The following is a 24,167-nucleotide window of genomic DNA, read 5'->3' on the forward strand; positions in this document are numbered from 1 at the left end:
CATGAGCGCGCCGGGGCCGGCCATGGTCGAGGCCGTCCCCGGCGCCGCCCTGCGGCCGTACGTCAGCCGGCTGTGCGCCTACCGCGAGGAGCCCCGCACCCCCGAGACGCGGGCCGAGGCCGCCCTGCCGGGCGCCGTGCTGGTGCTCGGGTTCGGCGCGCCGCTGGAGGTCGAGGGGCGGCCGCTCACCGCGTTCGCGGGCGGGCTCGCCGACCGCTACACGCTCACCCGGGTGTCCGGGCCGGGCGAGGGCGTCGAGGTGGTGCTCACCCCGTTCGGCGCCCGCCGCCTGTACGGCCTGCCCATGCGGCACCTGACCAACCAGGTCGTCCCCGCCGAGGACGTCCTCGGGGCGTGGGCGGGCACGGCGGCGGAGCGGCTGGCCGCGACCCCGACCCCGCGCGACCGGCTCGCCCTCGCGGAGCGGCTGCTGCGCGAGCGCCTGAGCGCCGGGCCCGACCCGCGCCCCGAGGTGGCGTGGGCATGGGAGCGGCTGCTCGGCACCGGCGGCGGCGTCAGCGTGTCGGCGCTCGCCGCCACGCTCGGCTGGAGCCACCGGCACCTGGTGAGCCGCTTCCACGAGGAGGTCGGGCTCGCGCCGAAGGCCGCGGCCCGGGTGATCAGGTTCGCCAGGGCGGTGCGGCTGCTGCGCGGCGGCGCACCCATCGCGCGCGTCGCCGCCCACTGCGGCTTCTACGACCAGGCCCACATGAACCGAGAGTTCCGCGTGCTCGGCGGCACCACCCCCGGTCAGATTCGTCCAAGACCGGAAGGGCCCGCGCAGGCGATGCTGTGACCATGACGCGAACCGTTTACGCACTCGCCCGCTACCAGAACGTCCAGACCGCGCTCGACTTCCTCACCACCGCGTTCGGCTTCCTGGTGCACGAGGCGTCCACGAACGAGCAGGGCGCCGTCTACCACGCCGAACTGCTGGTGGGCGACGACATCGTCATGATCGGCGAGGGCCGCGCCGGCGGGCCCGGCGTGTACGTCGCCGTCGAGGACGTCGACGGCCACCACGACCGGGCGCGCGACGCCGGCGCCCGCATCACCGCCCCGCTCACCGACCAGCCGTACGGGTCGCGCGAGTACGCGTGCGCCGACCCCGAGGGCAACCTCTGGTACTTCGGCACCTACCGCCCCTGACCCCTGCCGGGCTCCACCGGGCTCTGCCGGGCTCCACCGGGCTCTACCGGGGGAAGACCACCGTCTTGTGGCCGTCGAGCAGCACCCGCTGCTCGGCGTGCCACTTGACCGCCCTGGCCAGGGTCACGCACTCCACGTCACGGCCGATCGCCGCGAGGTCCTCGGGCGAGTGGCTGTGGTTGACCCTGGCCACCTCCTGCTCGATGATCGGGCCCTCGTCCAGGTCGGACGTCACGTAGTGCGCGGTCGCGCCGATCAGCTTCACACCGCGGTCGTGCGCCTGGTGGTACGGCTTGGCGCCCTTGAACGACGGCAGGAACGAGTGGTGGATGTTGATGGCCCGGCCCGCCAGCTTCCCGCACAGGTCGCCCGACAGCACCTGCATGTAGCGGGCCAGCACGACCAGGTCCACCTGGTAGTGCTCGACCAGCGCCAGCACCTCCGCCTCCTGCTTCGGCTTCGTCTCCGGGGTGACCGGCAGGTGGTGGTAGTCGATGCCGTACGACTGGGTGAGCGGCCGCAGGTCGGGGTGGTTCGAGACGACGGCGACGATCTCGATGTCGAGCGCCTTCGCCCTGACCCGGTAGAGCAGGTCGTTCAGGCAGTGGTCGAAGCGGCTCACCATGATCAGCACGCGGGGCTTCCTGGCCAGGTCGCGCAGCCTGAACTCCATGCCGAAGTCGGGCGCGAGCGCCGCGAAGGCGCCCGTCACCTCGTCCTCGCCCAGCGGTGCCGTGAACTGCACGCGCATGAAGAAGCGCTGACTCGCCCGGTCTCCGAACTGCTGGCTCTCGGTGATGTTGCATCCGCGCCCGGCCAGCAGGCCGGAGACCGCGGCCACCACGCCGGGCCGGTCGGGACAGGACAGAGTCAGGACGTACTCGGCTGGGCTGGTCATGCCTTCACTCTCGTGGCACCTCATGGACATGGGTTCAGGGCACTGCTCCGGGCAGGGTTTCGAGGACGCCCGCTCAGTGCGGCAGCCTGATCGAACGAGACTACCGTCTGCTCCTCCACCATCAATTCACTGTTCTTGGGTAGATACCCACCATTGCTGTGGCATTTACCCCGACTCGGGCTGACAGGATGGAGCAGGGCTAGGTGGACACCGTCGTACTCGTCGTGGTCGCCGGTCTGTTCGCCGTCATCACCGGCGTCAACGACGGCGGCGCCCTGCTCGCCACCGGGCTCAAACTACCCGCCGTCAAACCCGCCGTGGGCATCCTCCTGATGGCCGTCGTGGTCGCCGCCGTGCCCCTCGTGACGTTCCAGGTGGCGCGGACGTTCACGACCCGGCTCGCCGCCTTCGACCAGCCCGGCGCCCAGACCGCCATGGTCGTCGCCGTCGCCGGCGCCCTCGCCGTCGTCGCCGTGCTCAACGCCCGAGGCCGCCCCACCAGCCTCACCCTGGCCGTCGTCGGCGGCATCACCGGCGCCGGGCTCGGCTGGGGGCTGCCCGTCTCCAGCGGGTCCGTCGGGCTCGTGCTGCTGTTCGGCGTGGCCGCGCCCATCGCCGGAGGGCTGCTCGCCTGGGTGCTCGTCCGCGTCCTCGTCATCGTCACCACACCCCGCGGGCTGCCCCGCTGGCACTGGGCCGGCTTCCTGCTCCAAACCATCGCGTACGGCGCCAACGACGGCCAGAAGATGCTGGCCGTGTTCATGATCGCGCTCGGGCTCACCCGGCCGACCCTCGCGTACACGTCGCTCGTCGCCGTGCTGTTCGCCCTCGGCGCCATGTACGGGCTGCCCAAGGCCGGCCGGTCACTCAGCCGCGAGCTCATCGTCTTCCGCCCCGCCCACGGCGTCGCCGCCGAACTCGCCGGCGGCACCGCCGTCGCCGCCTGCTCCGCCGTGGGTATGCCCGTCAGCATGACGCAGGCCATCGCCGGCGGGCTCATCGGCGCCGGCGTCGCCCAGGGCAGCGGCCGCGTCCGCTGGTTCGCCGCCGTCAAGATCGCCGTGGCGTGGCTGCTCACCCTTCCCGCCAGCGGCGTACTCGCCTGGATCCTCGCGATCGTCGTGAAGGGAGCGAAGTCGTGAAAGGAGTGGAGACGTGAAGCGGCTGCGCCGGATCCGCGACCTCATGACCGGCCGCATGGACAGCGGCCTCACCGACGCCCTGCTCGGCCAGCTCGAAGCCACGAAGGAAGGCGCCTGGCTGGCCATGGCGATGATCGGCGGCGAGGTCGGCAGGACCGGCGCGCACGAGCAGATGCGCGCCATCGAACACCTCGGCGACGAAGAACGCGCCCGCCTCATCGACGAACTCAAGAACGCCCTCGTCACCCCCATCGACCGCGAGGACCTGTTCCGCCTGTCGCGCTCGATCGACGACGTGCTCGACTCGCTGCGCGACTTCGTCCGCGAGTCGCACCTGTACCGGGTGCCCGAGCAGATCCGCTTCACCCCGCTGCTCGACCAGGTCATCGTCGGCATCGACGCCCTGGAGAGCGCCGTACGCGACATGGCGACCCGGCCGTCGGTCGTCGTGCAGGACGCCCTGGAGGCCAAGAAGGCCGGGGGCGCCATCCGCCGGATGTACCAGTACGAGATCTCGCGCATCTTCTCCGGCGAGGTCACGTCCGACTCGCTGAAGGAGCGGGAGCTCGTCCGGCGCCTGGAGATCGTCGGCATCGCCATCGGGGACGCCGCCGACGCGATCGCCGACGGCGCCATGAAACGCTGACCGGACCACCGCCCGGCACCCGCAGACCGCCACGCAATGCCGCCGGCCCGCGCCCGAGAAGAACCCCGGAAGAGACTCCATGGACGGGCGGCCTGTCAGGAATGACTCCGACCTCCCCAGGAAGAGGAACCCCGCCGAGCGCCTGACCAACAAGCTGCGAGCCCTCGCCACCCAGTTCCCGCCGGGGCCGACGAGCCCGGCACCCAGAGCGGCCCACCCCCACCCGACTCCCACCAGACCGACGAGCCTGGCGCAGGGCGGCCCGCCCTCACCCGGCTCCCACCGAACCGACGGGCACGGCGCCCAGAAATGGCCGCCCCCACCCAGTCCCCACCAAGCCAACGGGCCCGGCGCGGGGCGACCCGCCCACCGCCCGACTCCCACCGAACCGACGGGCACGGCGCCCAGAAATGGCCGCCCCCACCCAGTCCCCACCAAGCCAACAGGCCCAGCACAGGGCGACCCGCCCACCGCCCGGCTCCCACCGAGCCCGGCGCTCAGAGCGGGCCGCCCCCTACCCGACCGACGGGTCCGGCGCGGGGCGGGCCGCCTCCACCCGGTTCGGGCCGGGTTGACGGGAGGGGCGCTCCAGGGCGGGCCGCCGGCCGCCTCCTACGGCAGGACCACGGAGAGCTGCCTCGCCGGACTCCGCCAGCGCGCCTCGATACCCCGGGTCAACGCCGTCTCCTGATCACGGCCCGCTACGCGCCTCGGGGGAGCCACCGCAGAGCGGCGTTGACGGTGTCCTCCGGCGTGCTGTTGAAGGCGATGGCCGCGTCGGGCGCGTGCTGCCTGACCAGGTTGACCACCTTCTCGAAGAATTTGAGCAGCGGCTCGTGCTTGCGGATGCCGGCCCCGACGACCACGCAGGCGTACTCTCGGCGAGTCAGCGCCTCGACGACCGCCCTTTCCGGGTTCTCGTCGAGAGCCACCAGGCAGTAGTCGGCCTCGATGCCACGATCGTCGAGACGGGCCTGACCCCGTGCTATCGCCGTCTGGATCGGCTGCGGATCCCAGCCCTGAATCTTGGCGGGATCGAGACCGATCACGAGTACCCGTGCCACTGTCACGCGTTCCTTCCTTCTCGCGGAGCGCTTCCACGCCGGCGCAGCGGTCGAAGGTGGTTCCCGTTCCATGGACGCTGCCGGCTCCAAGCTATCCCGATCTTGCCTGGCGCGCTGTGAGGCGTGCTCTCGTCAAGGCGACAGCACGTTGGGCTGTGGGAGGCGAAGTAGCGCAGGCGGCCAGGAAGAGAAGGCACCGATACCGGTGAGGACGGCGCAGGCGGTCAGGAACCAAAGGCGCCGACGCCCGTGAGGACAGCGCGGGCGGTCAGGAAGCAAAGGCGTCGATGCCGGTGAGGGTGGCGGACAGGTGCCACAGGCGGGCGGCCTCGTCCGGGTCGACCGCGTAGTCGCGCACCCCGAACCGTTCGCCCGTCGCCGGAGCGGGCGGCGCGATGTCGCAGTTCTCGCAGTAGACCCCGCCCATCCCCGCGAGCTGCGGCGACGTCGCCGCCCACACCTGGGTGGCCGCGCCCTGCTCCGGCGTCTTGAAGGACGTGTCGAGGGCGTTGCCCTCCTCGTCGATCCAGCCCGCCGCGACCATCTCCTCCTTGGCGAGGTGGCGCTGGAGCGGGGTCAGGATGCCGCCCGGGTGCAGCGAGAACGCGCGGACGCCCGTGTCCTTGGCGAGCGCGTCGAGGTGCACGGCGAAGAGCACGTTCGCGGTCTTGGCCTGCCCGTACGCCAGCCACTTGTCGTAGCCGCGCTCGAACTGGACGTCGTCCCACCGGATCGGCGAGCGGTGGTGGCCGGCCGACGAGACCGACACCACGCGGCCCCCGCCGCGGGCGATCGCCGGCCACAGCAGGTTGACCAGCGCGTAGTGCCCCAGGTGGTTGGTGGCGAACTGCGCCTCCCAGCCCGGCCCGACCCGGGTCTGCGGCGTCGCCATGATGCCGGCGTTGTCGATGACGATGTGCAGGTCGCGCCCGGTGGCGAGGAGCCGCTCGGCGAAAGCGCGGACGCTGCCGAGGTCGGCCAGGTCGAGCTCGTCGATCTCCACGCCGTCGAGACCGCCGACCGCCTCCTTGGCGGCGGCCGGACGCCGGGCGGGCACGACGACCCTGGCTCCCGCGTTCGCGAGCGCCTTCGTCGTCTCCAGGCCCAGGCCCGAGTAGCCGCCGGTGACCAGCGCGAGCTTGCCGGACAGGTCGATGCCCCGCAGCACGTCCTCCGCGGTGCTCCTGGCTCCGAAACCCGACCCGATGGGGTGTTGCGGTGTAGTCATGGCTTCGACGGTACGAACTGGAGTGCGCTCGAAGTCAACCCTCGCCCCGTTCTCGCAGGCCGAGAGCCGGAGCCAGGTCGGCGAGCTGGGTGAGGGCGTCGGCGAGGTCGGGGACGCCCGCGGAGAGCGGCTGGAGGGCGACGTGGTCGGCTCCGGCGTCGAGGTGGGCGCGGACGCGCCTGGCGATCGTCTCCGGGTCGCCCCAGGCGACGACGGCGTCGGCGAGGCGGTCGCTGCCGCCGTCGGCGAAGTCGGCGTCGGTGAAGCCGAGCGTGCGCAGGTTGTTCAGGTAGTTGGGCAGCGTCAGGTAGATCTTCATGTGGTCGCGGGCGACGGCGCGGGCCCTGGCCGGATCGGTCTCGACGACCACGGCCTGCTCCGGCACCAGCAGGCGGTCGTGACCCAGGATCTCCCTGGCCCGCGCGGTGTGCTCGGGCGGCACGAAGTAGGTGTGCGCGCCGTCGGCCTGGTCGCGCGACAGCTCCAGCATCTTCGGCCGCAGAGCGGCCAGCAGCCGCGGCGCGTGGGCGTCGATCAGGCCCTTCCTGGCGTCGTCCATCGCCTCCAGGTAGGAGCGCATGGTGGCCAGCGGCCTGCCGTAGTCGTGGCCGCGCCCGGCGACGAGCGGGCCGTGGCTGACGCCGACGCCGAGCAGGAAGCGGCCGGGGAAGCCCTCGGCCAGGGTGGCGGCGCCCGCCGCCATGGCGGTGGCGTCGCGCGCCCAGAGGCTGGCGATGCCGGTGCCGACGACGACGCGACGGGTGGCGGCGAGCAGGATCGCGGCGCTGGCGAACGGCTCCTTGCTGCCAGGGCCCTCGTTGACCCACACGGAGCCGTAGCCCAGCTCCTCGATGCGGGCGGCGGCGCGGCGGCCCTGCTCGGCCGGCGCCCTGCCGATCATGGGGTGCCACACTCCGACGTGACCGGTGTCCATGTCGCTCCTCCCCGCAGCGGGTAGCATGTTCGATCGAGATGGAACAGTACATCAATGTTCGGTCGCCGTCGAACAGGGCGCGCGGCCTCACCCACACGTCCCCCGTCGAGGTGTCGCTGCAGGCGGCGCTCGACGCGCTCGGCGACCCGGTACGCCGCCGCATCGTGCGCGAGCTCGCCTCGGTCCCCGACTGGACGCGCCCGTGCGGCACGTTCGCCCACCTGTCCGTGGCGAAGTCCACGCTCAGCCACCACTTCTCGGTGCTGCGCAACGTCGGGCTGCTGGAGCAGCGCGACGAGGGCACCAGGCGGCTGAACCGCCTGCGACGCGAGGAGTTCGACGAGCGCTTCCCCGGGCTGCTGGACCTGGTCCTCCAGGAGGACGCCGCCCTCGGCTGACCCCCGGCGCGGCGTCCCGGCGACCGCCGGTGGTGCGGCGCCTCCACATCCGCCCAAGATGCGGCGGCCTCAGGCTTCCCGGAAGTGCGGCGTCCCCGCAGACGGCCAAGACGCGGCGTCCCCGCGCTCCCCGGAGGTGGGGCTCCCCGCCTGCCACCCGGGCGGGCCACGGACGAGGTGCCTGGTCCGGATCCGGGGGTAGAGGTGCAGGCGTGCCGGTCGGACGGGTGTGCCCTGCCCGGGCGGCCGGTTACGCCGGGGGCGTGAGGCCAGGTAGGCCGTGCGGCGGGCGCCCGGAAAGCCGTGCGCGGGGCCGGGTGGCCCGTGCGCGGGGCCGAGTAGCCCGTGTGCGGGGGCCGGGTAGGCCGTACGGGAGGTTCCGCCGTCGCGTCCAGTCAGGGGGGCGGGGGTTGGCCCCGCGGCGGTGACGTGGACGGCGAGGCGCGCCCGCTTCACCGCACCGCGGGGAGCGGCGGGTGGTCGCTCTTACGCGTCCCGACGAGGGGTACGAGTGGGGGGCCGTGCATCCGGGGGGTGGAGGACGTGATCGACATGCGGCACGTACGGCCGAGGGTCGCCGTCTCCGGTTGTCTGCTGGGCGACCTGGTCAGGTACAACGGCGGGCACAGCCGCGACCGTTTCCTGACCGACGTCCTCGGCCCGTACGTCGAGTGGGAGCACGTCTGCCCCGAGATCGAGCTCGGCCTGGGGGCGCCCAGGGAGACGCTGCGGCTGGAGCGCTCCCCTCGGGGCGACGCGCGGCTGGTGACGCGCTCCGGCGGCGCCGATCTCACCGACCGCATGGTGGCCCTGGCCAGGGAGCGGTCGGCGGCGCTCGACGTCGACGGCTACGTCTTCAAGGCGAAGAGCCCGAGCTGCGGCGTCCACGGCGTGCCGCTGTACGCCTCCGGCGGCCCGGCGGTGGACCGGCGGCACCGGGGCGTGTTCGCGGACGTCGTCATCGAGAGCCACCCGCTGCTCCCCGTCGAGGACGAGGGCAGGCTGCACGACCCGGTGCTGCGCGAGAGCTTCGTGGAGCGGATCTTCGCGCACGCCCGGCTGCGGGCGTTCATGGAGGGCGACTGGCGTCCGCGCGACCTGGTGGAGTTCCACGCGCGGCACAAGATGCAGCTCCTCGCGCACGACCCGACGCGTTACCGGGAGGCGGGCCGGGTGGTGGCGCGGGCGGGGTCCGGGCCGCGCGAGGAGGTCGCGGCCGCGTACGCGGAGGTGTTCCGCGCCGTCCTGGCGAGGAAGGCGACCACGGGCAGGAACGTGAACGTCCTGCAGCACTGCCTCGGCATGATCGATCTCGATCCGGAGCGGCGGGCCGACCTGGTCGAGGTCATCGACTCGTACCGGCGGGGGCTCGTGCCGCTGAGCGTCCCCACGACGCTGCTGCGCCACCACGCGCGGGGCGAGCCGGCCGCGTACGTACGCGACCAGAGCTACTTCTCGCCCTACCCCGACGATCTGCGGCTGCGCCACCACGTGCCCCCTGGAACATGAGGCGGGGACGGGCGGGTAGGAGGCCCGCCATGACGAAACGGGGCAACTTCCGACGGAACCTGCTGATGACGGGCGCCGCCGTCACGGCCGGAGCGGTCGTCGGCGGCAGGGCGTCGGCGTCGGGCATGTCCTGGTACCGCACGCTGCGCAAGCCGCCGTGGCAGCCGCCGCGGCAGACGTTCGCCCTGGTGTGGACGCCGGTGTACGCCCTCATCGCGTACGCGGGCGCGCGGGCGCTGTCGTCGGACGGCGACCGCAGGGGCATCGCCTCCGCCCTGGCGGTGAACCTCGCGCTGAACGCCGCCTGGACGCCGCTGTTCTTCCGGGCCCGCTCCCCCTGGCTGGCGATGCTCGACGTCGTGGCGCTGGACGTCTCCAACGTGGTGCTCCTGCGCCGGTTCCTGCGCGCCGACCGGCGGGCGGGCCTGGCGCTGGTGCCGTACGTCGCCTGGACGGCGTTCGCGACCGCGCTGAACGGCTCGATCGCCGCCAGGAACACCTGAGCGCCCGGCCCCTCTGGCATGATCTCCCCGGGTGTCCTCAGGGGAGGAGGTGCCGGATGGGCTCCGATCGTCCGGCCGCGCGGGTCGTGTGCCTCGACCGTGACGGCAGGGTGCTGCTGCTCCACTGGTACGACCGGGTGAGCGGCACGACCGTGTGGGAGCCGCCGGGCGGCGGCCTCGACCCCGGGGAGAGCCCGATCGAGGCGGCCAGGCGCGAGCTGGCCGAGGAGACCGGGCTCGACGCCGGTGCCGTGCTGGACGGCCCGGTGACTGTGGAGCGCGACTTCACCTGGCTCGGCGTGAGGTACGTCAAGACGGAGCCGTTCTTCCTGGCCAGGTTCGCCGCGGCGCGTCCGGACGTGGCGCCGCGCGCGCTCACCGAGGAGGAGCGCGGCGCCTACCTCGGCCACCTCTGGGCCGAGGAACTGCCCGGGGAGAACCTGGAGCCCCCGGAGTTGGCGGCCGTGGTGGAGGAGCTCACCCGCCGAGATCGACGGTGAGCCCGCCGACGGCGACCGCGGTCTCGCCCGCGTAGGACGCCGCGGCGGCGGCCAGCGCGGGCTCGTGCGGGGTGTCCGGCCACAGGTGGGTGAGCAGCAGCCGGGCCGCTCCTGCCGCGGCGGCGGTGCGGCCCGCGTCGCGGGCCGTGGACAGGTAGGGGGCGTCCTCGTCCGGCACCCGCTCGGGGTAGGTGGCCTCGGCCAGCAGCAGGTCGGCGTCCGCGGCGAGCGTGACGAGCGCCGGGTCGGGCCCGGTGTCGCCGGTGTAGGCGACCGTCCTGCCGCCCGCGCTCAGCCGCAGGCCCGCGTTGGGCACGTGGTGCGGGAGCGGGAACGCCTCCATCAGGAACGGGCCGACCTCGCACGGCGTGCCGGGCCGCAGGTCGTGCGGCTCGAAGCTGCCCGCCAGCATCCCGGCGCGGTCGAGCGCGAGCACGGCGTCGAGGGCGCCGGGCGGCGCGTGGACGGGCAGCGCCGCCGGGGGCGCGTCGCCCAGCGCGCGGGCACGCAGCAGCGGGTTGAGGTCGGAGCAGTGGTCGGGGTGCCCGTGGCTGACCAGCACGGCGTCGACGTCCTCGGCGCGGACCAGCTCCAGCAGCCTGGGCAGCGTGGCGTAGCCGGGATCGACCAGGACCCGGAAGCCCTCGTGCTCCACCAGGTACCCGCTGCACGCCTGCCCCGCGGCCGGCCACGCGCCGCACCCGCCCAGCACCGTCAGCCTCATGCCGCCGCCTCCTCCTCGTGCCCGTCACCAGGGAGGATCGGCCTCACCCGGTCTCCCCTGCTCCCAGTTCGGCCAGAGCCGCCGCCATCAGGCCGCGCAGCACCGGCCCCGCCGTCCTCTCGTGCTCCTGCTCCACCGGCAGCCCCCGGTTCACGCTGTCACGGTACGAGGCCCGCTCCCGCTCGCCGGTGTACGGCAGCGCCGTCATGCCGACCACGACCGCGACCCGGGTGCCGCCCTCGGCCAGCACGGCCACGGCGTGGGTGCGCAGGCACGTCTCGTCGGCGGCGCCGTACCAGCCGCACTTGACGGCCGCGCCGGGCGCGCCCAGCGCCTCCCTGACGCCGAACGCCTGCTCCTCCCCCGCCTGCCCGTGCCCCACCTGGCGCATCCAGCCCAGCACCGCCTCGGCCGCCGGGTCGCCGGCCAGCGCGGCCTGGGCCAGCTCCGCGTACGCCGCCGCCACCTCGTCGGCGGCCACCTCCACGGAGCCGAACCGCGACGGGTCGCCGTTGGCGGGCGACCAGGAGACCCCGGTGCGGTCGCGCAGGTCACGCAGGATGACCCCCGGGCCTACGGCGTGCCAGAGGCTGAGCGTGTCGGTGTTGGAGGAGACGACGACGGCCGGCTCGGCGTGCCGGCGCCACCGGCCGGCGTCGCCCACGCGGGCCGCGCTCACCCACGCGTACAGCGGTTTGAGCAGCGACGCGCACCGCAGCCTGGTCATCCCGGCCCGCATGCTCACCGTGCGCGCGGGCGGGCCCGCGTAGCCGCGCCTGACGCCCGCCACCTGGACGCTCGCCGCCTCGTCGAGCCCCTTCAGCACCTCGTTGAAAGCCACGCCCCCAACCGTAGACCTACGGCGGGGTTCCCCAGCGCCCCTCGTACCACGTGGCGGACGGCGCCGGGCCCGGCAGCGGGGTGGCGCCGGGGGCGCGCAGGCCGTCGAGCGCGATGGCGAGCAGGCGCTGCCTGACGTGCCGCTGCTCGTCGGAGTCGGGCCCGGGAGCCGGGCGGCTGAACTGCTCGATGAGCAGCGAGACGTCCAGCGCGGTGACGTCGTCCCTGAGCGCGCCCGCGTCCCGCGCCCGGGCGACGAGCCGTTCGGCCAGCCCGGTGGCGGTCCTGGAGGTGCGCCACATCTCGTCGGTGACGGCGATGGTGCCCGCCACGGGGCCGAGGGCCCCGGATCTGAAGCCCACGCAGGAACGCACGTAGCCGGCGAGCCCCTCCCAGGGGTCTGGTGCCGCCAGGGCCTCCTCCAGCACCTCGACGACGCGTTCCATGGCGAGCAGGCACAGCCGCTGGAGCAGCTCCTCCTTGGTGCGGTAGCGCCGGTAGAGGCTGCCCATGCCCACGCCGGCGCGCCTGGCGATGGCCGAGACCGGCGCGTCGAACCCCTGCGTCGTGAACACCTCGCGAGCCGCCTCCAGCAGCAGCAGGTCGTTCCGCGCCGCCTCCGCCTGCCTGCCGCGCCTGCTCATGGCAGCAGGATAGCCGCCGTTGCGGAGCGCTGCGCTCCGTTATAGGTTCGCGAAAGACGGAGCAACTCGTTCCGACTTACGGAGGAGCTCTTCATGCGTGCGGTGGTGCTGCGCCGGTACGGCGGCCCGGAGGAACTGGTGGCCGAGGACGTGCCCGACCCGGTGGCCGGACCCGGTCAGGTGGTGATCGAGGTGGCGGCGGCCGGCATCACCTTCGTCGAGACGCAGGTACGGGCCGACCGCGGGCCCCGCCGCGTGGAGCTGCCCGCCGTCCTCGGCAACGGCGTGGCGGGCACCGTGAGGAGCGTCGGTGAGAGGGTGCCGACGTCGCTCACCGGCGCCCTGGTGGTCAGCACGCTGGGTGGCACGGGCGGGTACGCCGAGCTGGCGGTCGCCGCGTCCGGCGACCTGATCCCCGTCCCCGACGGGCTGTCGCCCGAGGTGGCGGTGGCGCTGCTCGCCGACGGACGCACCGCCGTCGGCCTGACCCGGGCCGCCGCGCCCCGGCCGGGCGAGTGGGTGCTCGTCGAGGCGGCGGGCGGCGGCGTGGGCAGCCTCCTCGTGCAGCTCGCCGTGGCGGCAGGGGCGCGGGTGGTGGGGGCGGCGAGCAGCTCCGCCAAGCGCGACCTGGCGGCCGGGCTCGGCGCCGAGCTGGTCGTGGACTACACCGCCCCCGGCTGGACGGACGCGGTGCGCGACGCCACCGGCGGCCTGGACGTCGTGTTCGACGGCGTGGGCGGCGAGGTCGGCGCAGCCGCGCAGTCGCTGCTGAAGGACGGCGGCAGGCTCAGCGCGTACGGCATGGCGGGCGGCGCCATGATGGCGCCCGCCCCCCGTGTCAAGGCGGTGGCCTGGCCGGACGCCGACCTGCGCGAGCTGGCCCGCGAGGCGCTGGCGGAGGCTGCCGCGGGGCGGCTGCGCCCGGTGATCGGGGCGGCGTACCCGCTGGAGGCCGCCGCCGAGGCGCACGCCGCGATGGAGGCCCGCGCCGTCACCGGCAAGACCTTGCTGCTGCCCGCCCACTGATGGGAGCTGCCGGACGCTCCCACAGGCCAGGAGAGAGCACCGACCGGGCGGGCCCGCGGGGGGGAGGAGAGGGCCCGCCGACCGGCGGCGGGGGGTGTCAGGAGAGGGCGGCGTCGAAGCGGGCGCGGAGGTCGGACAGGCGCTCGACCGGCTCGTTGCTGAAGACCAGCCGGACATGGCGGCGGGCGACGGGCCCGCCCCAGGCCGTCATCGGGGTGGCGGCGACCCGGCCGCGCTCCAGCAGGCGGGCCGACAGCGTGGCGGCGTCCAGCCCCATGGCCTCGGCGTCGACCAGGCACGACCAGCCGCCGGCCGCCCTGACCACCGGCAGGCCGTCGAGCTGGCGCACGACGGTGTCGTGGCGCGCCTGGTACTCGGCCACCGCCTCGGCGACGCCCGCCCCGGACGGGTCGGTGAGCGCCGCCGCCGCGCCGCGCTGCTGGAACCCTCCGGCGACGGTCGTGTTGTAGACGGCCGCCACCCTGATCCTGGCCATGACGTCCGCGGGCCCGGCGACCCAGCCGATGCGCCACCCGATCATGCGGTACTCCTTGGAGACGGACCCGATGACGATCGTCCGCCCGGCCAGCCCGTCCACGCGGCAGGGGTTGACGTGGGACTCGCCGTCGAACACGATCCGCTCCATGGCGGCGTCGTAGACCAGGTACGCGCCGGTGCGGTCGCACACGCGGGCCACGGCCTCCCAGTCGTCGCGGTCGAGCACCGCGCCCGACGGCATCGACGGGCTCATGAGCAGCAGCGCCGCGGCGGAACGCACCTGCTCCAGCGCCTCGCGGTCGAGCCGCCAGCGGCCGCGCTCGACGCGCAGCGGCACGAGGTGCGGGCGCGCCCCTGACAGTCGCACCCGCTGCAGCAGCCCCGCGTACGTGGGGTCCGTGAGGACGACGGGCTCTCCGGGCTGGGTCGTGGCGAGCAGCACGGGCATGACGGCCGAGGTTCCGCCCGAGGTGATGACGATCTCGCGCAGCGGGTCGTAGCCGACGCCGGTGCGCTCGCGCAGGTCGGCCGCGACGGCCTCGCACAGCACGGGCAGCCCGGTGAACGGCAGCCAGCTGTTGCCGGTGCCCTCGTCCAGGGACCGCGTGGTGGCGGCGACGGCGGCGGGCGGGGGCGGGACGTCGGTGTCGAGGTTCTCCAGGCGCAGCACGTCGGGATCGGCCCCGGCGGCGGCCGCCACCGCGTCGATGTCGAACGTCCGGACGTCGGCGAACCGTGAGTTGGGTCGCATCGCACACCTCCAAGTGTTCCGTATACGGAACACTACTCCCTGGCCGTCCCGCGCCGCACCCGATGCCGGACCGAAAACGGAGGGCCCGTGCGGTCTCCTGCCGCACGGGCCCTGCCTAGAGGTAAGGCCGGGGGCCTCCCGACCTCACCGAGCCGTGTGGTTGTTCCCGCCGCCCCGCCTCCTCCATCAGCGAGCACAGGCAGCGGCCGAGCAGCGTGACGGACTGGCAGCACCCGGGCCCTGGCAGGCCGCGCGACCTGACGATGAGCGTGGCCCGCTCGATCAGCCGCTCCAGGCTCGGCTCCCTGCCGCCCTTCACCGAGTGCGCGTTCCAGGGGCAGCTCTCGGCGTCCCTGCAGGCGCTCCTGCTCACCACGTACGGGAGGGCGACGGTGGCGGGGGCGGACCGCTCCTCGGGCTTGACCCGCAGCCCGGCCAGCACCTTGGAGGCCGCGGCGGAGATGGCGAGCAACTCGGGGTCGCGCGCGGGGCCGCCACCGGAGCCGGAAGCCCCCACGGGCGCCCCACCGGAGGCGGAGGCCGCGGGCGCGCCGCCGGAGGCGGGGACCGCCACGGGGGCCGGTTCGCCCTCGGGGCCCGGCGGCGCCGCCCGGCCGGGCACGGCCAGCAGCATCGCCGCCGCCATGAGCCCGCCCCCGACGAGCATGCTCAGGCCCACCTGCTCGTCGAACCAGATGACGGCGATGGCGGCGACCCACAGCGGCTGCGACGACATCAGGACCGCACTGGGCACGGCGGAGACGTGCGCCTGGCCGTACGAGCGGGCGAGGAAGCCGAGCGCGCACGACACGACGGACAGGTGCGCCAGGATCGTCCAGTCGGGCAGGCCGGCCGGCAGGACGATGCCGTCGTGCGCGGCCACGAGCCCGGTGAGCACCCCGATGGTGAAGAGCTGGATCACGGTCAGCGCGTACGCGTGGAAGCTCCGCCCCTGGGTGGACAGCCGGGCGAGCACCAGGGTGTGCCCCGAGTACAGCGCGGCGGCCGAGAGCGTGACGCCCAGCGCGAGCGGATCGATGTCGCTGTCCTCCATCCCCCGCATCAGCGTGAAGACCGCCATCCCGGCCAGGGCCAGCACGACGCCCGCCCACACCCTGCGGGGCACGCGCACCTTGAACAGCACCAGCGCCAGGATCGGGGTGATGATCACGCTGCATCCGACGGCGAACCCCGACACCGCGGACGGCAGCCCGTGCAGGGCCACGGCCTGCGCCGTCTGCCCCACCCCGAACATGACCCCGAGGACGACCCCGTTGATCCAGGTCGCGCGCGGCAGCCCCCGCAGACAGCGCGGCCGGATCAGCAGGAGCGTGACGGCCGCGATGAGATAGCGCTCGGCGACGAGGTCCTCGACCGGCATGCGGTCCATGAGGTCCTTCATGAGTGGGAACGCCGACCCCCATGCGGCGCTCACGAACAACAGAAGCACAGCTCCCAGGAGGGGGCGGGGAGCGGGCACGACTGCCATGCCGGAAGCATCTCACTACTATTCGCAGCCATGGGTGTACAGGCAGCTAGGCGGGGATGCTCCTCTACCACCCAGAGTGAAGGGGCTAACCCGTGGGTTCGTACAACCATCCCCGGTCACGGATTAAATCGGCTATATCCGCCATATCGCCCCTAGAGTCATCGGCGACTTCTGCCAAGAAAGGGCGGTTCGCGGTGGGTGCCGGAGTGAACGCGAGCTGTAGGCGTGACGGGAGAAGACCCGAGAGAGTCACGCTGCGTGACGAAGCCCCGCGAGGGCTGCCGGGAGATCCAGGGCGCGCGGCGCGGGGACGGCCCGCGCCGGAGGACGGGCGGCGCCGAGAGCCGCCGTCGTTCCGGACAGGCGCGGGAACCCACCGGCCCACGAGGACGGGCACGGGGCTGCCGGCCCGCGAGAACGGGCTCCGGGAGCCACCGGCGCGCGAGGACGGGCGTTCCGGCTGCTACTGCTTGATCAGGGGCGCGAGAGCCGCTAGTGCTCGAGGATGGGCGCGGTCACCAGCCGCTTCTCGAGATAGACGACGACCAGGTGACCGACCTGGCTCCGGGAGGTCTCACGCCATCCGTGCCGCCCGTACAGCGACAGGGCGGCCTCCTGGTTGAGCGTGGTGTCACCGCGCAGGGCCCGGAAGCCGAGGCGTACCGCGCGCTCCTCCAGCGCCGCGAGCATGGCCTGCCCGAAGCCGCGCCGCTGGAACTCGGGGTGGACCCGCAGGCGGCACATCTCGGCCGTCTCCGAGTCGATGGGGCGCAGGCCGCCCATGGCGACCACCCGCGACCCGACCTCGCCGACGAGGAAGTCTCCGCCGCACGCCAGGTACAGCTCCTGGATGCGGGGGAAGTCGTCGTCGTAGTAGACGCCGTCGCCCGGCACCAGACCCACCTCGGCGAGGCTGATCCGGTGCAGGGCGAGGATCGTGTCGAGGTCAGACCAGCGGTAGCGCCGGATTCTCAGCTTCATGCACCGCCATTCCCTTCCAATCGCGCCACCTTCGGCCGGTGCAGCTCGGCCCGGAAGGCGGCCAGCCGCGGGTTCTTGGGCTCTCGCGCCGCGATGCGCTGCTCCAGGTCGCGGGCGGAACGCATGACGAGTTCGATGCGGTACTCGTCGTCGAGCAGCTTGAGCGCCTGCCTGGCGATCTCCAGGGCCTCGTCGATCTCACCGTCGATCAGCTTGCACTGCGCCCGGTCGAACCTGATCAGTGTCTGGTCGATGATGTGGTCCTTGTCCTGGTACTTCTCCAGCGCCTTGTCGAGCACCAGCTCGGCCTCCAGCGTCTGACCCAGCTTGGTGAGCACGTCGCCCTGGTAGAAGTAGAGCTGCCGCTCGGTGTAGCCGAACGCCATGTCCTCGACGTCGTGGCTCTTGAGGTTGGAGAAGGCGCTGCGGGCGCGGGCCAGGGCGCGCTTGGCCTGGTCGACGATGTCCTTCTTGCTCTCGGTGCCCGACATCATGGCCAGGGCGCGCGCCTCGACGACGGGCGCCATCGCCTGCGCCGCGCACGGCGTGGTGCCGGCCAGGTTGCTGCTCTTCTTGGCGAGGATGAGCGCCTCGCGGGCGTCGCCGTAGTAGAGCGGGACGAGCGACTCGCGGGCGGTGATCCAGGCGCGCAGCGCGCGGTCGCCCGTCTCGTCGGCCGCCATGCGGCCGGTGCGGAAGAACGCGCGCGCCAGCCGGTGGTCGCCGAAGTTGATGAGGATCATCCCGCTCAGCCCCGAGAGCTGGGCGGCCATGCGGCACAATCGCTCCAGCAGGTCGGTGGGCTGGCGGCGGGACATGGCGGTGCGCACCGCGCTCAGCTCCAGCAGCACGTCGCACAGCAGCCGCAGCGGCGGGCTGCTGGTGTACTGACGGCCGAAGGCGAGGGTGGACTCCTCCCACTGGTCGAGCATCGCCGCCGACACCGTGGCCGACACGAGGGTCTCGTCCATGCGCCGCCTGACGCCCTCGACGGCGCCGATCAGGGGGCCGCTGAGCTCGTTGGCGTTCGGCTCCTTCTTCAGCATCCCGAGCAGCGTGCGGCGGAGGATGTTCTCGTCCTCCTCGGCGTCGGGCTCGGGGCTCATGGGCCTGATCACCAGCTGGCGGTCAGGGATCGGGTCGGCGCGCCCCTTCGTGTCGGCGGGCAGCCCCAGCACACCCGCGTCCCTGTGGCTGTTGCCGCAGATGCACGGGCCGTCGTAGCCGAGCCCGACGGGCTCGACGTGGTAGACGGTGCACAGGTAGTGGAGGTACTCGGGGCCGGGACGCTTGAGCCCGCTCTCGTACGCCGAGAGCAGCGTCTCGCCGATGCCGGGCACCGGCTTGGAGTCGCGCTCGAACAGGGCCCGGACCTGTTCGATCACGTCGGCGAGCGCTATGCCGTGCGCGAGCCGGTGGGCCTTGATACGGGTCGTGCTGAACTGAGGCGAGCACGCCTCATGGATCTCTTCGGCAATCTGGGCCGAAGTACGGCCGGCGGCGAGGCCTCTGGCCCTGATGCGCCGTGCCATCTCCGTTTCCCGGTGCTGTCTGCCGGACATCCCGGCCCCTCTCACGCACGTCTCGACCAGTCCGCAACTGGTGACTCAGAGTAGCCTCCAGATCGCTGTCTGCCTACCCATGAATATGGACCAGTCTTGACAGGATGAAAACGTCCGCTAGAAGCCTACGGATAAGGATCGTCCTCCGGAGGACTGTTTCTTACAACCACAGAGGGACAAGCGACCCTCCGGACCCTCTACCTTGTCGTTGCGTCCTCGCTTGACATGAGTCATCTTTGGCGCACCAGTACCGACCCTCGAGGGAGGAACGAAAGGTGGGGGACGACACCATCGGGCACCTAGAGCGTCTCGTCGCCGAACTCGACGCTCACGGTCTGCTCGCACGAGTGGTCCAGACGCAGAGCGGACGGCGGTTCGTCAGGGTGATCAACCCGAACGCGACGAGCCTGTCCGAGAACGTCACCTGTCGGCCGGCTGCCGCCGCGGACCTCCCGGACTGGTGGTACTGCTGGTCCTGGGGCGAGCGGTTGCACACAGCCGACGACCCGGCCGGCGCCGCGACGAAGGTCGCCCGCGTGCTCGCCGCGGTGGGCGAGTGACCGGGCGGTGAACCGGGTGGAGCGCAGCCACCGCGGCTCACCGCCCCCGCCGCGGCCCCATGGAGCCGGCGGGGCGGCCGGTGCGGAGGGTCTTCCGCGACGCGGAGCCCTGGCCGTCCCGCCGGTTCCGGCCCACAGCCGGACCTCCGGCATCCTCCGCGGCGACCCGGGGTCAGGCGCGTCACGCCGGTCCCGGGCGCCGCGCGCAGAGCCGCCCGCCGGCCCGTCCGGCGGGTGTTCCGGGGGATCCCCCCGGAGAGCGGCACGGGACACGCTTCCGGGTGCGCGTCCCGTCCGTGCCGTCCGTCATCGGAGCGTCAGCGCCTCTCCCTCCGCGGCCCAGAGGCGCGGCGACCCCGTCTTCCCCGGCGTGATGTGACGGCGGCCGGTTCGGTCGGCGGTATTTTTAGACCGAAGTCAGATCATTTGGTCGAAAAGACCGCCGACCGAACCGCTCCCGAGGGGGATCCACCCAGTGTTCCTGCTGACCTCTCCGTCGCCTTCCCCGTCAGGGACGCCGCCCATGTCGGACCTGCTGGACGTCGACAAGGTGAGCTCCAAGATGGCGGAGACGTGCCAGAGTGACACGGTGCTGTGCGGAATGTTCGTGAGGTGGTTCGACAACGCGGTCTGGGCGCCGATCGTGGCGAGCCTCATCACCATCGTGCTCATCCTGGTGGTGGCGTTCGTCATCAGGAACCTCGCGCACCGGCTGATCACGCGCGTGGTCAACAGCGCGGCCACCGGCGGCTCGCTCACCAACCGCTTCCGCAAGAACGCCGCGACCGACAGCATCGACGTCCTGCTCCACGAGCGGCGCAAGCAGCGCGCCGAGACCATGGGCTCGGTGCTGCGGCACATCGCCTCGATCGTCATCCTCGGCACCGCCGCGCTGACCGTGCTCGACCGCCTGACCATCCCGATCGCGCCGCTGCTCACCAGCGTCGGCATCCTCGGCGTGGCCATCGGCTTCGGCGCGCAGGAACTGGTGAAGGACTTCATCGCGGGCATGTTCATGCTGCTGGAGGACCAGTACGGCGTGGGCGACGTGATCGACGCCGGCGCCGCCGTCGGCACCGTCGAGGCGGTCACGCTGCGGGTCACCCGCCTGCGCGACGCCGACGGCCGCGTCTGGTACATCCGCAACGGCACGATCACCCGCGTCGGCAACGAGTCGCAGGGCTGGTCGCGCGCCTACCTCGACGTGCCCGTGCCGTACGAGTCCGACGTCACGACCGTGCGCGTGGTGCTGGAGCACGTCGCCGAGGAGATCTGGGCCGACCCCGAGTTCCGCGAGAGCATGATCGTGGAGCATCCGTCGGTGTTCGGCGTGGAGCAGCTCTCCGACAGCGCGCTGGTGTTCCGCATCACCGCCAAGACGCTGCCGTCGCGCCAGGCCGAGGTGGCCAGGGAGCTCAGGCTGCGGGTCAAGACCGCCCTGGACGCCGCGGACATCTCCATGGTCGCCGGCGCGTAGGCTGTGACCGTGACTGAGACCTCCTTCTACGACGCCGTCGGGGGCGAGGAGACCTTCCGGCGCCTGGTGCACCGCTTCTACGAGGGGGTCGCCGGCGACCCGTTGCTCCTGCCCATGTACCCCGACGCCGACCTGGAGGGTGCCGAGGAGCGGCTGCGCGGCTTCCTCATCCAGTACTGGGGCGGCCCGAGGACGTACAGCGAGCAGCGCGGGCACCCTCGGCTGCGCATGCGGCACGTGCCGTTCGTGATCGGCGAGGCCGAGCGCGACGCCTGGCTGAAGCACATGCGCGACGCCCTCGACTCCCTGGAACTGCCCGACGAGTACGAGACCCGGCTCTGGGACTACCTCGTCTATGCCGCGCACAGCATGGTGAACTCTCCGGCATAGCGGGCATCAGGGGCACATGGATATCCCCTGGTGGCGTGATGCCGTCGTCTACGAGATCTATGTCCGCAGCTTCGCCGACGCCTCAGGAGACGGCGTCGGCGACCTGGCCGGGGTCCGCGACCGGCTGCCGTACCTCCAGCGGCTGGGCGTCGACGCCGTCTGGCTGACGCCCTTCTACCCCTCCCCCATGGCCGACGGCGGGTACGACGTGGCCGACTACCGCGACGTCGATCCGCTGTTCGGCACCCTGGCCGACTTCGAGGCGCTGGTCGCCGACGCGCACGCGCGCGGGCTGCGGGTGCTGGTGGACCTCGTCCCCAACCACAGCTCGTCGCGGCACCCCTGGTTCCAGGCGGCGCTGCGCGGCGAGGGGCGCGACCGCTACATCTTCCGCGACGCCCCGAACGACTGGCAGTCCACCTTCGGCGGCCCCGCCTGGACGCAGGTGCCCGACGGGCAGTGGTACCTGCACCTGTTCGCGCCGGAGCAGCCCGACTTCAACTGGCGCAACCCGGAGGTGCGCGAGGAGTTCCTCGACGTCCTGCGGTTCTGGCTCGACCGCGGCGTCGACGGCTTCCGCGTCGACGTCGCGATGGGCCTGTTCAAGGAGGAGGGGCTGCCCGACGTCAAGGACCAGTCGTTCTCGTCGGCCTCCCCCGTCTGGGGGCGGCCCGAGGTGCACGACGTCTACCGCGACTGGCGCAGGCTGCTCGACACCTGTCCGGGCGAGCGGATGGCGGTGGGCGAGGTGTGGACCGACAGCGCCGAGGACCTCGCCCGCTACGTGCGCCCCGACGAGCTGCACCAGAGCTTCAACTTCGCCTGGCTGCAGGCGCCCTGGTCGCCGACGGCGTTCAAGGAGGTCATCGACGAGACCCTGGCGACGGTGCCGTTCGCGACGTGGGTGCTGTCGAACCACGACGTCGTCCGGCACCGCACCAGGTACGGCACCGCCGACCCGGGCACGGGCCTGGCGCGGGCGCGGGCGGCGCTGCTGGCGATGCTGGCGCTGCCCGGGTCCGCGTACCTGTACCAGGGTGAGGAGCTGGGCCTGCCGGAGGTGCTCGACCTGCCGGACGAGGCGCGGCAGGACCCCGTCTTCTTCCGTTCGAAGGGGGAGCTGCCGGGGCGCGACGGGTGCCGGGTGCCGATCCCGTGGTCGGCGGACGGCCCGTCGCTCGGGTTCTCGGCGGGCGGGGCGCGGCCGTGGCTGCCGCAGCCGGCGGAGTTCGCGGAGCTGAGCGTGGAGCGCCAGGACGGCGACGTCGCGTCGACGCTGGAGTTCTACCGCCGGGCCCTCGCCTGCCGCCGTGACCTGGTCAGATCAATTCCTTACACCTTAGAGTGGCTGGATTCCCCCGAGGGTGCACTTTTCTTCACCCGCGGGCCGCTGACCTGCGTGATCAACTGCGGGCTGGAGCCCGTCAAGCTCCCCGAGCACGACGACGTCCTGCTCGCGAGCGGCCCGCTGCCGGACGGGCTGCTGCCGCCCGACACGGCGGCGTGGCTGCGCCTCGGCTCATAGCCGCGCGCCCGTCTCCTCCCCCGCGTCCCCGTCCTTCCCCGCGTCCCCGTCCTTCCCGGCGTCGCCGTCCTCGCCGGCGCGCCCGTCCTCGCCTGCGGCGGGCCCCGCGCGGCGCTCGCCGCGGACGGGGATGACCGGCAGCGACAGGGCGGCGCAGGCGAGCCCCGCGGCGAACGCCCCCCAGAAGCCGCTGCCGGTGATGAGGACGCCGGCCACCGGCGTCACGGCGAACGCCACGAGGTTCTGCAGGGTGTTGTGCGTGCCGAGGACGCGGCCCGCCCAGCCGGGCCCGGCCAGCTCGCCGGCCGCGAGGTAGGCGAGACCGTTGCCGGCCACCGTGATCACCGCGGCGGCGGCGAGCGCGGCCGGGCCGAGCGGCGACGCCGTGAACGTCCCGGCCACGAGGAGTGCCAGCACGGCCATGGAGACCAGGGTGAGGAGCAGCAGCGGGCGCATGCGCAGGCCGGTCCTGTCGGACCAGCGCCCGGCCGCGACGCGCACCACCGCGCCGCCGATGGCCGCCGCGCCGAACAGCCGCCCGGCGTCCACGCCGTCCCAGCCGTACAGGCGCACCAGGCAGGTGACGCCGTACGTGCTGAGCACGATCTGCGGCACGGTGTGCAGGGCGCTCGTGGCGTGCACCCGCCACAGCGTGGCCTGCCGGTACGGCGAGCCGCCCGCGCCGGCGCCGGGCGCCGCGACGGCGCGGGGCGGCTCGCCGAGGAACGCCGCGGCCAGCACGGCCGCGACGAGCGCCGCGGCGGCGCAGACGGCGAGCACGCCGGGAAGCCCGTGCGCCCGCGCGACGGGCGGCAGGACGAACGCGCCGGCCGCCATGCCGAGCGTGTACGACACCTGCCGCAGCCCCATGGCGACGCCGCGCTCGGGCGGGTCGAACCAGCGCAGCACGATGCGCCCGCCGCCCACCATGGCCGCGGAGCCCGCCGCGCCGGCGAGGGCGAGCAGCGCGATCACCGCCCACACCGGGGTGGCCAGGGCGACGGCGCCGAGCAGCAGCGCGGCCAGGCCGACGCCCACGCCGAGGACGAGCCGCTCGCCGTGCCGGTCGGCCAGCGCGCCCCACAGCACGAGCGCGGCCATGACGCCGAGCCCGGGGGCGTTGGCGATGACGCCCGCCACGGGCAGCGACACCCCGAAGTGCCGCTCGATGTCGGGCATGACGAGGGGCAGGCCGAACAGGCCGAGCGTCACGCTGGTGTGGGCGTTGACGCCGAGCGCGAGCATGAGCCAGCGCCTGGCGCGCCGGCCCTGTGGACGCGGGCCGTCCTGGCTCACCCGGTGAAGCGCTTGAGGCAGGCGAGCTCGTCCTCGGTGAGCCGGCGCGGCGCGGCGCGCTCGACGTCGTAGGCGACGATCAGGGAGCGGGCGGTGACGTACAGCTCCTCGTCGTCGCGGATCTCGTACTGCAGGGTGAAGCGGACGGGCCTGACCTCGGTCACCCACGTCTCGACCCGCACCGGGTCGGGGCGGAAGCCGAGCGGGCGGCGGTAGTCGATCTCGTGCCGGGCGACGACGAGCCCCTGGAACGGCGCCTGGCCGGCCTGGTGCGGCTCGATCGCGAACATGGCGAACCGCGCGTCCTCCAGGTAGTCGAGGAAGCGGACGTTGTTCACGTGCCCCTGGGAGTCGACGTCGGCGAACCTCACCATGCGGGGGAAGACGTGCCTCGGGGCCATTGACGGTTCAACCACGAGGGCAACGGTACCGG

The 24,167-nt window shown here is 73.2% G+C and carries 26 protein-coding genes; 13 read left to right on the forward strand and 13 right to left on the reverse strand.

Annotated elements, in window-relative coordinates; translation table 11 throughout:
- Position 1: 1 nt before the first annotated feature.
- Both BMX74_RS37955 and BMX74_RS37960 read left to right on the forward strand, forming a co-directional pair.
- Positions 2 to 796: a helix-turn-helix domain-containing protein gene (locus BMX74_RS37955; protein ID WP_091105294.1), complete on the forward strand. Its 795-nt coding sequence runs from the start codon at positions 2 to 4 to the stop codon at positions 794 to 796.
- A gap of 2 nt (positions 797 to 798) precedes the next feature.
- A complete protein-coding gene (locus BMX74_RS37960; protein WP_055510339.1) occupies positions 799 to 1,149 on the forward strand; it encodes a VOC family protein in 351 nt (116 codons plus the stop codon).
- Between the two features lie 43 nt (positions 1,150 to 1,192).
- Here the strand turns inward: BMX74_RS37960 and purU are convergent, their stop codons facing one another.
- Positions 1,193 to 2,047, reverse strand: a complete 855-nt coding sequence (purU, locus tag BMX74_RS37965) for a formyltetrahydrofolate deformylase (RefSeq protein WP_055510337.1) — start codon at positions 2,045 to 2,047, stop codon at positions 1,193 to 1,195.
- Positions 2,048 to 2,250: 203 nt separating this feature from the next.
- Here purU and BMX74_RS37970 point away from each other — a divergent pair, with 203 nt between their 5' ends.
- Both BMX74_RS37970 and BMX74_RS37975 read left to right on the forward strand, forming a co-directional pair.
- Positions 2,251 to 3,189: an inorganic phosphate transporter gene (locus BMX74_RS37970; protein WP_055510335.1), complete on the forward strand. Its 939-nt coding sequence runs from the start codon at positions 2,251 to 2,253 to the stop codon at positions 3,187 to 3,189.
- A gap of 13 nt (positions 3,190 to 3,202) precedes the next feature.
- Positions 3,203 to 3,835 carry a DUF47 domain-containing protein gene (locus tag BMX74_RS37975; protein WP_055510333.1) on the forward strand — a complete coding sequence of 211 codons (633 nt, stop codon included), beginning with the start codon at positions 3,203 to 3,205 and terminating at the stop codon, positions 3,833 to 3,835.
- Between the two features lie 701 nt (positions 3,836 to 4,536).
- Here BMX74_RS37975 and BMX74_RS37980 read toward each other — a convergent pair.
- From BMX74_RS37980 to BMX74_RS37990, 3 genes are all read right to left on the reverse strand, one after another.
- A complete protein-coding gene (locus BMX74_RS37980) occupies positions 4,537 to 4,905 on the reverse strand; it encodes a hypothetical protein (RefSeq protein WP_091105296.1) in 369 nt (122 codons plus the stop codon).
- Positions 4,906 to 5,167: 262 nt separating this feature from the next.
- Entirely contained in the window at positions 5,168 to 6,127 is a 960-nt protein-coding gene (locus tag BMX74_RS37985; RefSeq protein ID WP_055510329.1) for an SDR family NAD(P)-dependent oxidoreductase, read from the reverse strand.
- Positions 6,128 to 6,161: 34 nt separating this feature from the next.
- Entirely contained in the window at positions 6,162 to 7,061 is a 900-nt protein-coding gene (locus BMX74_RS37990) for a TIGR03620 family F420-dependent LLM class oxidoreductase (protein WP_091105298.1), read from the reverse strand.
- Positions 7,062 to 7,099: 38 nt separating this feature from the next.
- Between BMX74_RS37990 and BMX74_RS37995 the strand changes: the two genes are divergently transcribed.
- The 4 genes from BMX74_RS37995 to BMX74_RS38010 all read left to right on the forward strand — a co-directional run bounded on the left by BMX74_RS37995 (position 7,100) and on the right by BMX74_RS38010 (position 9,971).
- Positions 7,100 to 7,459 carry an ArsR/SmtB family transcription factor gene (locus BMX74_RS37995; protein ID WP_091105299.1) on the forward strand — a complete coding sequence of 120 codons (360 nt, stop codon included), beginning with the start codon at positions 7,100 to 7,102 and terminating at the stop codon, positions 7,457 to 7,459.
- A gap of 552 nt (positions 7,460 to 8,011) precedes the next feature.
- Entirely contained in the window at positions 8,012 to 8,968 is a 957-nt protein-coding gene (locus tag BMX74_RS38000; protein WP_091105332.1) for a YbgA family protein, read from the forward strand.
- 29 nt (positions 8,969 to 8,997) lie between these two features.
- Positions 8,998 to 9,471 carry a TspO/MBR family protein gene (locus BMX74_RS38005; protein ID WP_091105300.1) on the forward strand — a complete coding sequence of 158 codons (474 nt, stop codon included), beginning with the start codon at positions 8,998 to 9,000 and terminating at the stop codon, positions 9,469 to 9,471.
- 56 nt (positions 9,472 to 9,527) lie between these two features.
- Positions 9,528 to 9,971, forward strand: a complete 444-nt coding sequence (locus tag BMX74_RS38010; RefSeq protein ID WP_091105302.1) for an NUDIX hydrolase — start codon at positions 9,528 to 9,530, stop codon at positions 9,969 to 9,971.
- Here the strand turns inward: BMX74_RS38010 and BMX74_RS38015 are convergent.
- From BMX74_RS38015 to BMX74_RS38025, 3 genes are read right to left on the reverse strand one after another with little or no spacing between them, the layout of a single operon-like run.
- Positions 9,949 to 10,695, reverse strand: coding sequence for an MBL fold metallo-hydrolase (locus BMX74_RS38015; protein WP_091105303.1), 747 nt, complete (start codon positions 10,693 to 10,695; stop codon positions 9,949 to 9,951). The genes BMX74_RS38010 and BMX74_RS38015 overlap by 23 nt on opposite strands.
- 43 nt (positions 10,696 to 10,738) lie before the next feature.
- On the reverse strand, positions 10,739 to 11,536 hold the full coding sequence (locus BMX74_RS44590; RefSeq protein ID WP_091105305.1) for a hypothetical protein: 798 nt from the start codon (positions 11,534 to 11,536) through the stop codon (positions 10,739 to 10,741).
- Between the two features lie 16 nt (positions 11,537 to 11,552).
- The gene (locus BMX74_RS38025; RefSeq protein WP_218154185.1) at positions 11,553 to 12,179 is read right to left on the reverse strand and encodes a TetR/AcrR family transcriptional regulator; all 627 of its coding nucleotides are present in this window, start codon (positions 12,177 to 12,179) and stop codon (positions 11,553 to 11,555) included.
- Between the two features lie 93 nt (positions 12,180 to 12,272).
- Here BMX74_RS38025 and BMX74_RS38030 point away from each other — a divergent pair, with 93 nt between their 5' ends.
- The gene (locus tag BMX74_RS38030) at positions 12,273 to 13,205 is read left to right on the forward strand and encodes a zinc-binding dehydrogenase (protein WP_091105307.1); all 933 of its coding nucleotides are present in this window, start codon (positions 12,273 to 12,275) and stop codon (positions 13,203 to 13,205) included.
- A 97-nt stretch (positions 13,206 to 13,302) separates the two neighbouring features.
- On the opposite strand, the gene BMX74_RS38035 is transcribed toward BMX74_RS38030, so the two are convergent.
- The 4 genes from BMX74_RS38035 to BMX74_RS38050 form a co-directional block, all read right to left on the reverse strand.
- Complete coding sequence (locus tag BMX74_RS38035) at positions 13,303 to 14,454, reverse strand: pyridoxal phosphate-dependent aminotransferase (RefSeq protein WP_091105309.1); 1,152 nt, start codon at positions 14,452 to 14,454, stop codon at positions 13,303 to 13,305.
- 115 nt (positions 14,455 to 14,569) lie between these two features.
- Entirely contained in the window at positions 14,570 to 15,943 is a 1,374-nt protein-coding gene (locus tag BMX74_RS38040; protein ID WP_091105311.1) for a DMT family transporter, read from the reverse strand.
- A 492-nt stretch (positions 15,944 to 16,435) separates the two neighbouring features.
- Positions 16,436 to 16,924 carry a GNAT family N-acetyltransferase gene (locus tag BMX74_RS38045; protein ID WP_055510315.1) on the reverse strand — a complete coding sequence of 163 codons (489 nt, stop codon included), beginning with the start codon at positions 16,922 to 16,924 and terminating at the stop codon, positions 16,436 to 16,438.
- Positions 16,921 to 18,309, reverse strand: coding sequence for an NsdA family TPR-like regulatory protein (locus tag BMX74_RS38050; RefSeq protein ID WP_236715187.1), 1,389 nt, complete (start codon positions 18,307 to 18,309; stop codon positions 16,921 to 16,923). Before BMX74_RS38050 ends, BMX74_RS38045 begins: the two co-directional genes overlap by 4 nt.
- 452 nt (positions 18,310 to 18,761) lie before the next feature.
- On the opposite strand from BMX74_RS38050, the gene BMX74_RS38055 reads away from it, so the two are divergent.
- The 4 genes from BMX74_RS38055 (at position 18,762) to BMX74_RS38070 (ending at position 22,438) form a co-directional block, all read left to right on the forward strand.
- Positions 18,762 to 19,046, forward strand: coding sequence for a hypothetical protein (locus BMX74_RS38055; protein ID WP_055510312.1), 285 nt, complete (start codon positions 18,762 to 18,764; stop codon positions 19,044 to 19,046).
- A gap of 523 nt (positions 19,047 to 19,569) precedes the next feature.
- Entirely contained in the window at positions 19,570 to 20,523 is a 954-nt protein-coding gene (locus BMX74_RS38060; RefSeq protein WP_236715186.1) for a mechanosensitive ion channel family protein, read from the forward strand.
- 9 nt (positions 20,524 to 20,532) lie between these two features.
- Positions 20,533 to 20,913, forward strand: a complete 381-nt coding sequence (locus tag BMX74_RS38065) for a globin (protein ID WP_055510487.1) — start codon at positions 20,533 to 20,535, stop codon at positions 20,911 to 20,913.
- Positions 20,914 to 20,929: 16 nt separating this feature from the next.
- On the forward strand, positions 20,930 to 22,438 hold the full coding sequence (locus BMX74_RS38070) for a glycoside hydrolase family 13 protein (RefSeq protein ID WP_091105313.1): 1,509 nt from the start codon (positions 20,930 to 20,932) through the stop codon (positions 22,436 to 22,438).
- Here the strand turns inward: BMX74_RS38070 and BMX74_RS38075 are convergent.
- Together BMX74_RS38075 and BMX74_RS38080 are read right to left on the reverse strand one after the other, a co-directional pair.
- Positions 22,433 to 23,734 carry an MFS transporter gene (locus tag BMX74_RS38075; protein ID WP_055510304.1) on the reverse strand — a complete coding sequence of 434 codons (1,302 nt, stop codon included), beginning with the start codon at positions 23,732 to 23,734 and terminating at the stop codon, positions 22,433 to 22,435. The genes BMX74_RS38070 and BMX74_RS38075 overlap by 6 nt on opposite strands.
- The gene (locus BMX74_RS38080; RefSeq protein WP_055510302.1) at positions 23,731 to 24,135 is read right to left on the reverse strand and encodes an acyl-CoA thioesterase; all 405 of its coding nucleotides are present in this window, start codon (positions 24,133 to 24,135) and stop codon (positions 23,731 to 23,733) included. Before BMX74_RS38080 ends, BMX74_RS38075 begins: the two co-directional genes overlap by 4 nt.
- Positions 24,136 to 24,167: the final 32 nt, after the last annotated feature.

This window comes from Nonomuraea pusilla, from assembly GCF_900109355.1.
GTDB lineage: Bacteria > Actinomycetota > Actinomycetes > Streptosporangiales > Streptosporangiaceae > Nonomuraea > Nonomuraea pusilla.

What these genes read in the sequence shown, in the direction of transcription:
- BMX74_RS37955 (WP_091105294.1), top strand. Translation starts at nt 2, where the DNA reads ATGAGCGCGCCGGGGCCGGCCATGGTCGAGGCCGTCCCCGGCGCCGCC.
- BMX74_RS37960 (WP_055510339.1), top strand. Translation starts at nt 799, where the DNA reads ATGACGCGAACCGTTTACGCACTCGCCCGCTACCAGAACGTCCAGACC.
- purU (WP_055510337.1), bottom strand. Translation starts at nt 2,047, where the DNA reads ATGACCAGCCCAGCCGAGTACGTCCTGACTCTGTCCTGTCCCGACCGG.
- BMX74_RS37985 (WP_055510329.1), bottom strand. Translation starts at nt 6,127, where the DNA reads ATGACTACACCGCAACACCCCATCGGGTCGGGTTTCGGAGCCAGGAGC.
- BMX74_RS37990 (WP_091105298.1), bottom strand. Translation starts at nt 7,061, where the DNA reads ATGGACACCGGTCACGTCGGAGTGTGGCACCCCATGATCGGCAGGGCG.
- BMX74_RS37995 (WP_091105299.1), top strand. Translation starts at nt 7,100, where the DNA reads ATGGAACAGTACATCAATGTTCGGTCGCCGTCGAACAGGGCGCGCGGC.
- BMX74_RS38000 (WP_091105332.1), top strand. Translation starts at nt 8,012, where the DNA reads ATGCGGCACGTACGGCCGAGGGTCGCCGTCTCCGGTTGTCTGCTGGGC.
- BMX74_RS38005 (WP_091105300.1), top strand. Translation starts at nt 8,998, where the DNA reads ATGACGAAACGGGGCAACTTCCGACGGAACCTGCTGATGACGGGCGCC.
- BMX74_RS38010 (WP_091105302.1), top strand. Translation starts at nt 9,528, where the DNA reads ATGGGCTCCGATCGTCCGGCCGCGCGGGTCGTGTGCCTCGACCGTGAC.
- BMX74_RS38015 (WP_091105303.1), bottom strand. Translation starts at nt 10,695, where the DNA reads ATGAGGCTGACGGTGCTGGGCGGGTGCGGCGCGTGGCCGGCCGCGGGG.
- BMX74_RS38025 (WP_218154185.1), bottom strand. Translation starts at nt 12,179, where the DNA reads ATGAGCAGGCGCGGCAGGCAGGCGGAGGCGGCGCGGAACGACCTGCTG.
- BMX74_RS38030 (WP_091105307.1), top strand. Translation starts at nt 12,273, where the DNA reads ATGCGTGCGGTGGTGCTGCGCCGGTACGGCGGCCCGGAGGAACTGGTG.
- BMX74_RS38035 (WP_091105309.1), bottom strand. Translation starts at nt 14,454, where the DNA reads ATGCGACCCAACTCACGGTTCGCCGACGTCCGGACGTTCGACATCGAC.
- BMX74_RS38040 (WP_091105311.1), bottom strand. Translation starts at nt 15,943, where the DNA reads ATGGCAGTCGTGCCCGCTCCCCGCCCCCTCCTGGGAGCTGTGCTTCTG.
- BMX74_RS38045 (WP_055510315.1), bottom strand. Translation starts at nt 16,924, where the DNA reads ATGAAGCTGAGAATCCGGCGCTACCGCTGGTCTGACCTCGACACGATC.
- BMX74_RS38060 (WP_236715186.1), top strand. Translation starts at nt 19,570, where the DNA reads ATGTCGGACCTGCTGGACGTCGACAAGGTGAGCTCCAAGATGGCGGAG.
- BMX74_RS38070 (WP_091105313.1), top strand. Translation starts at nt 20,930, where the DNA reads ATGGATATCCCCTGGTGGCGTGATGCCGTCGTCTACGAGATCTATGTC.
- BMX74_RS38080 (WP_055510302.1), bottom strand. Translation starts at nt 24,135, where the DNA reads ATGGCCCCGAGGCACGTCTTCCCCCGCATGGTGAGGTTCGCCGACGTC.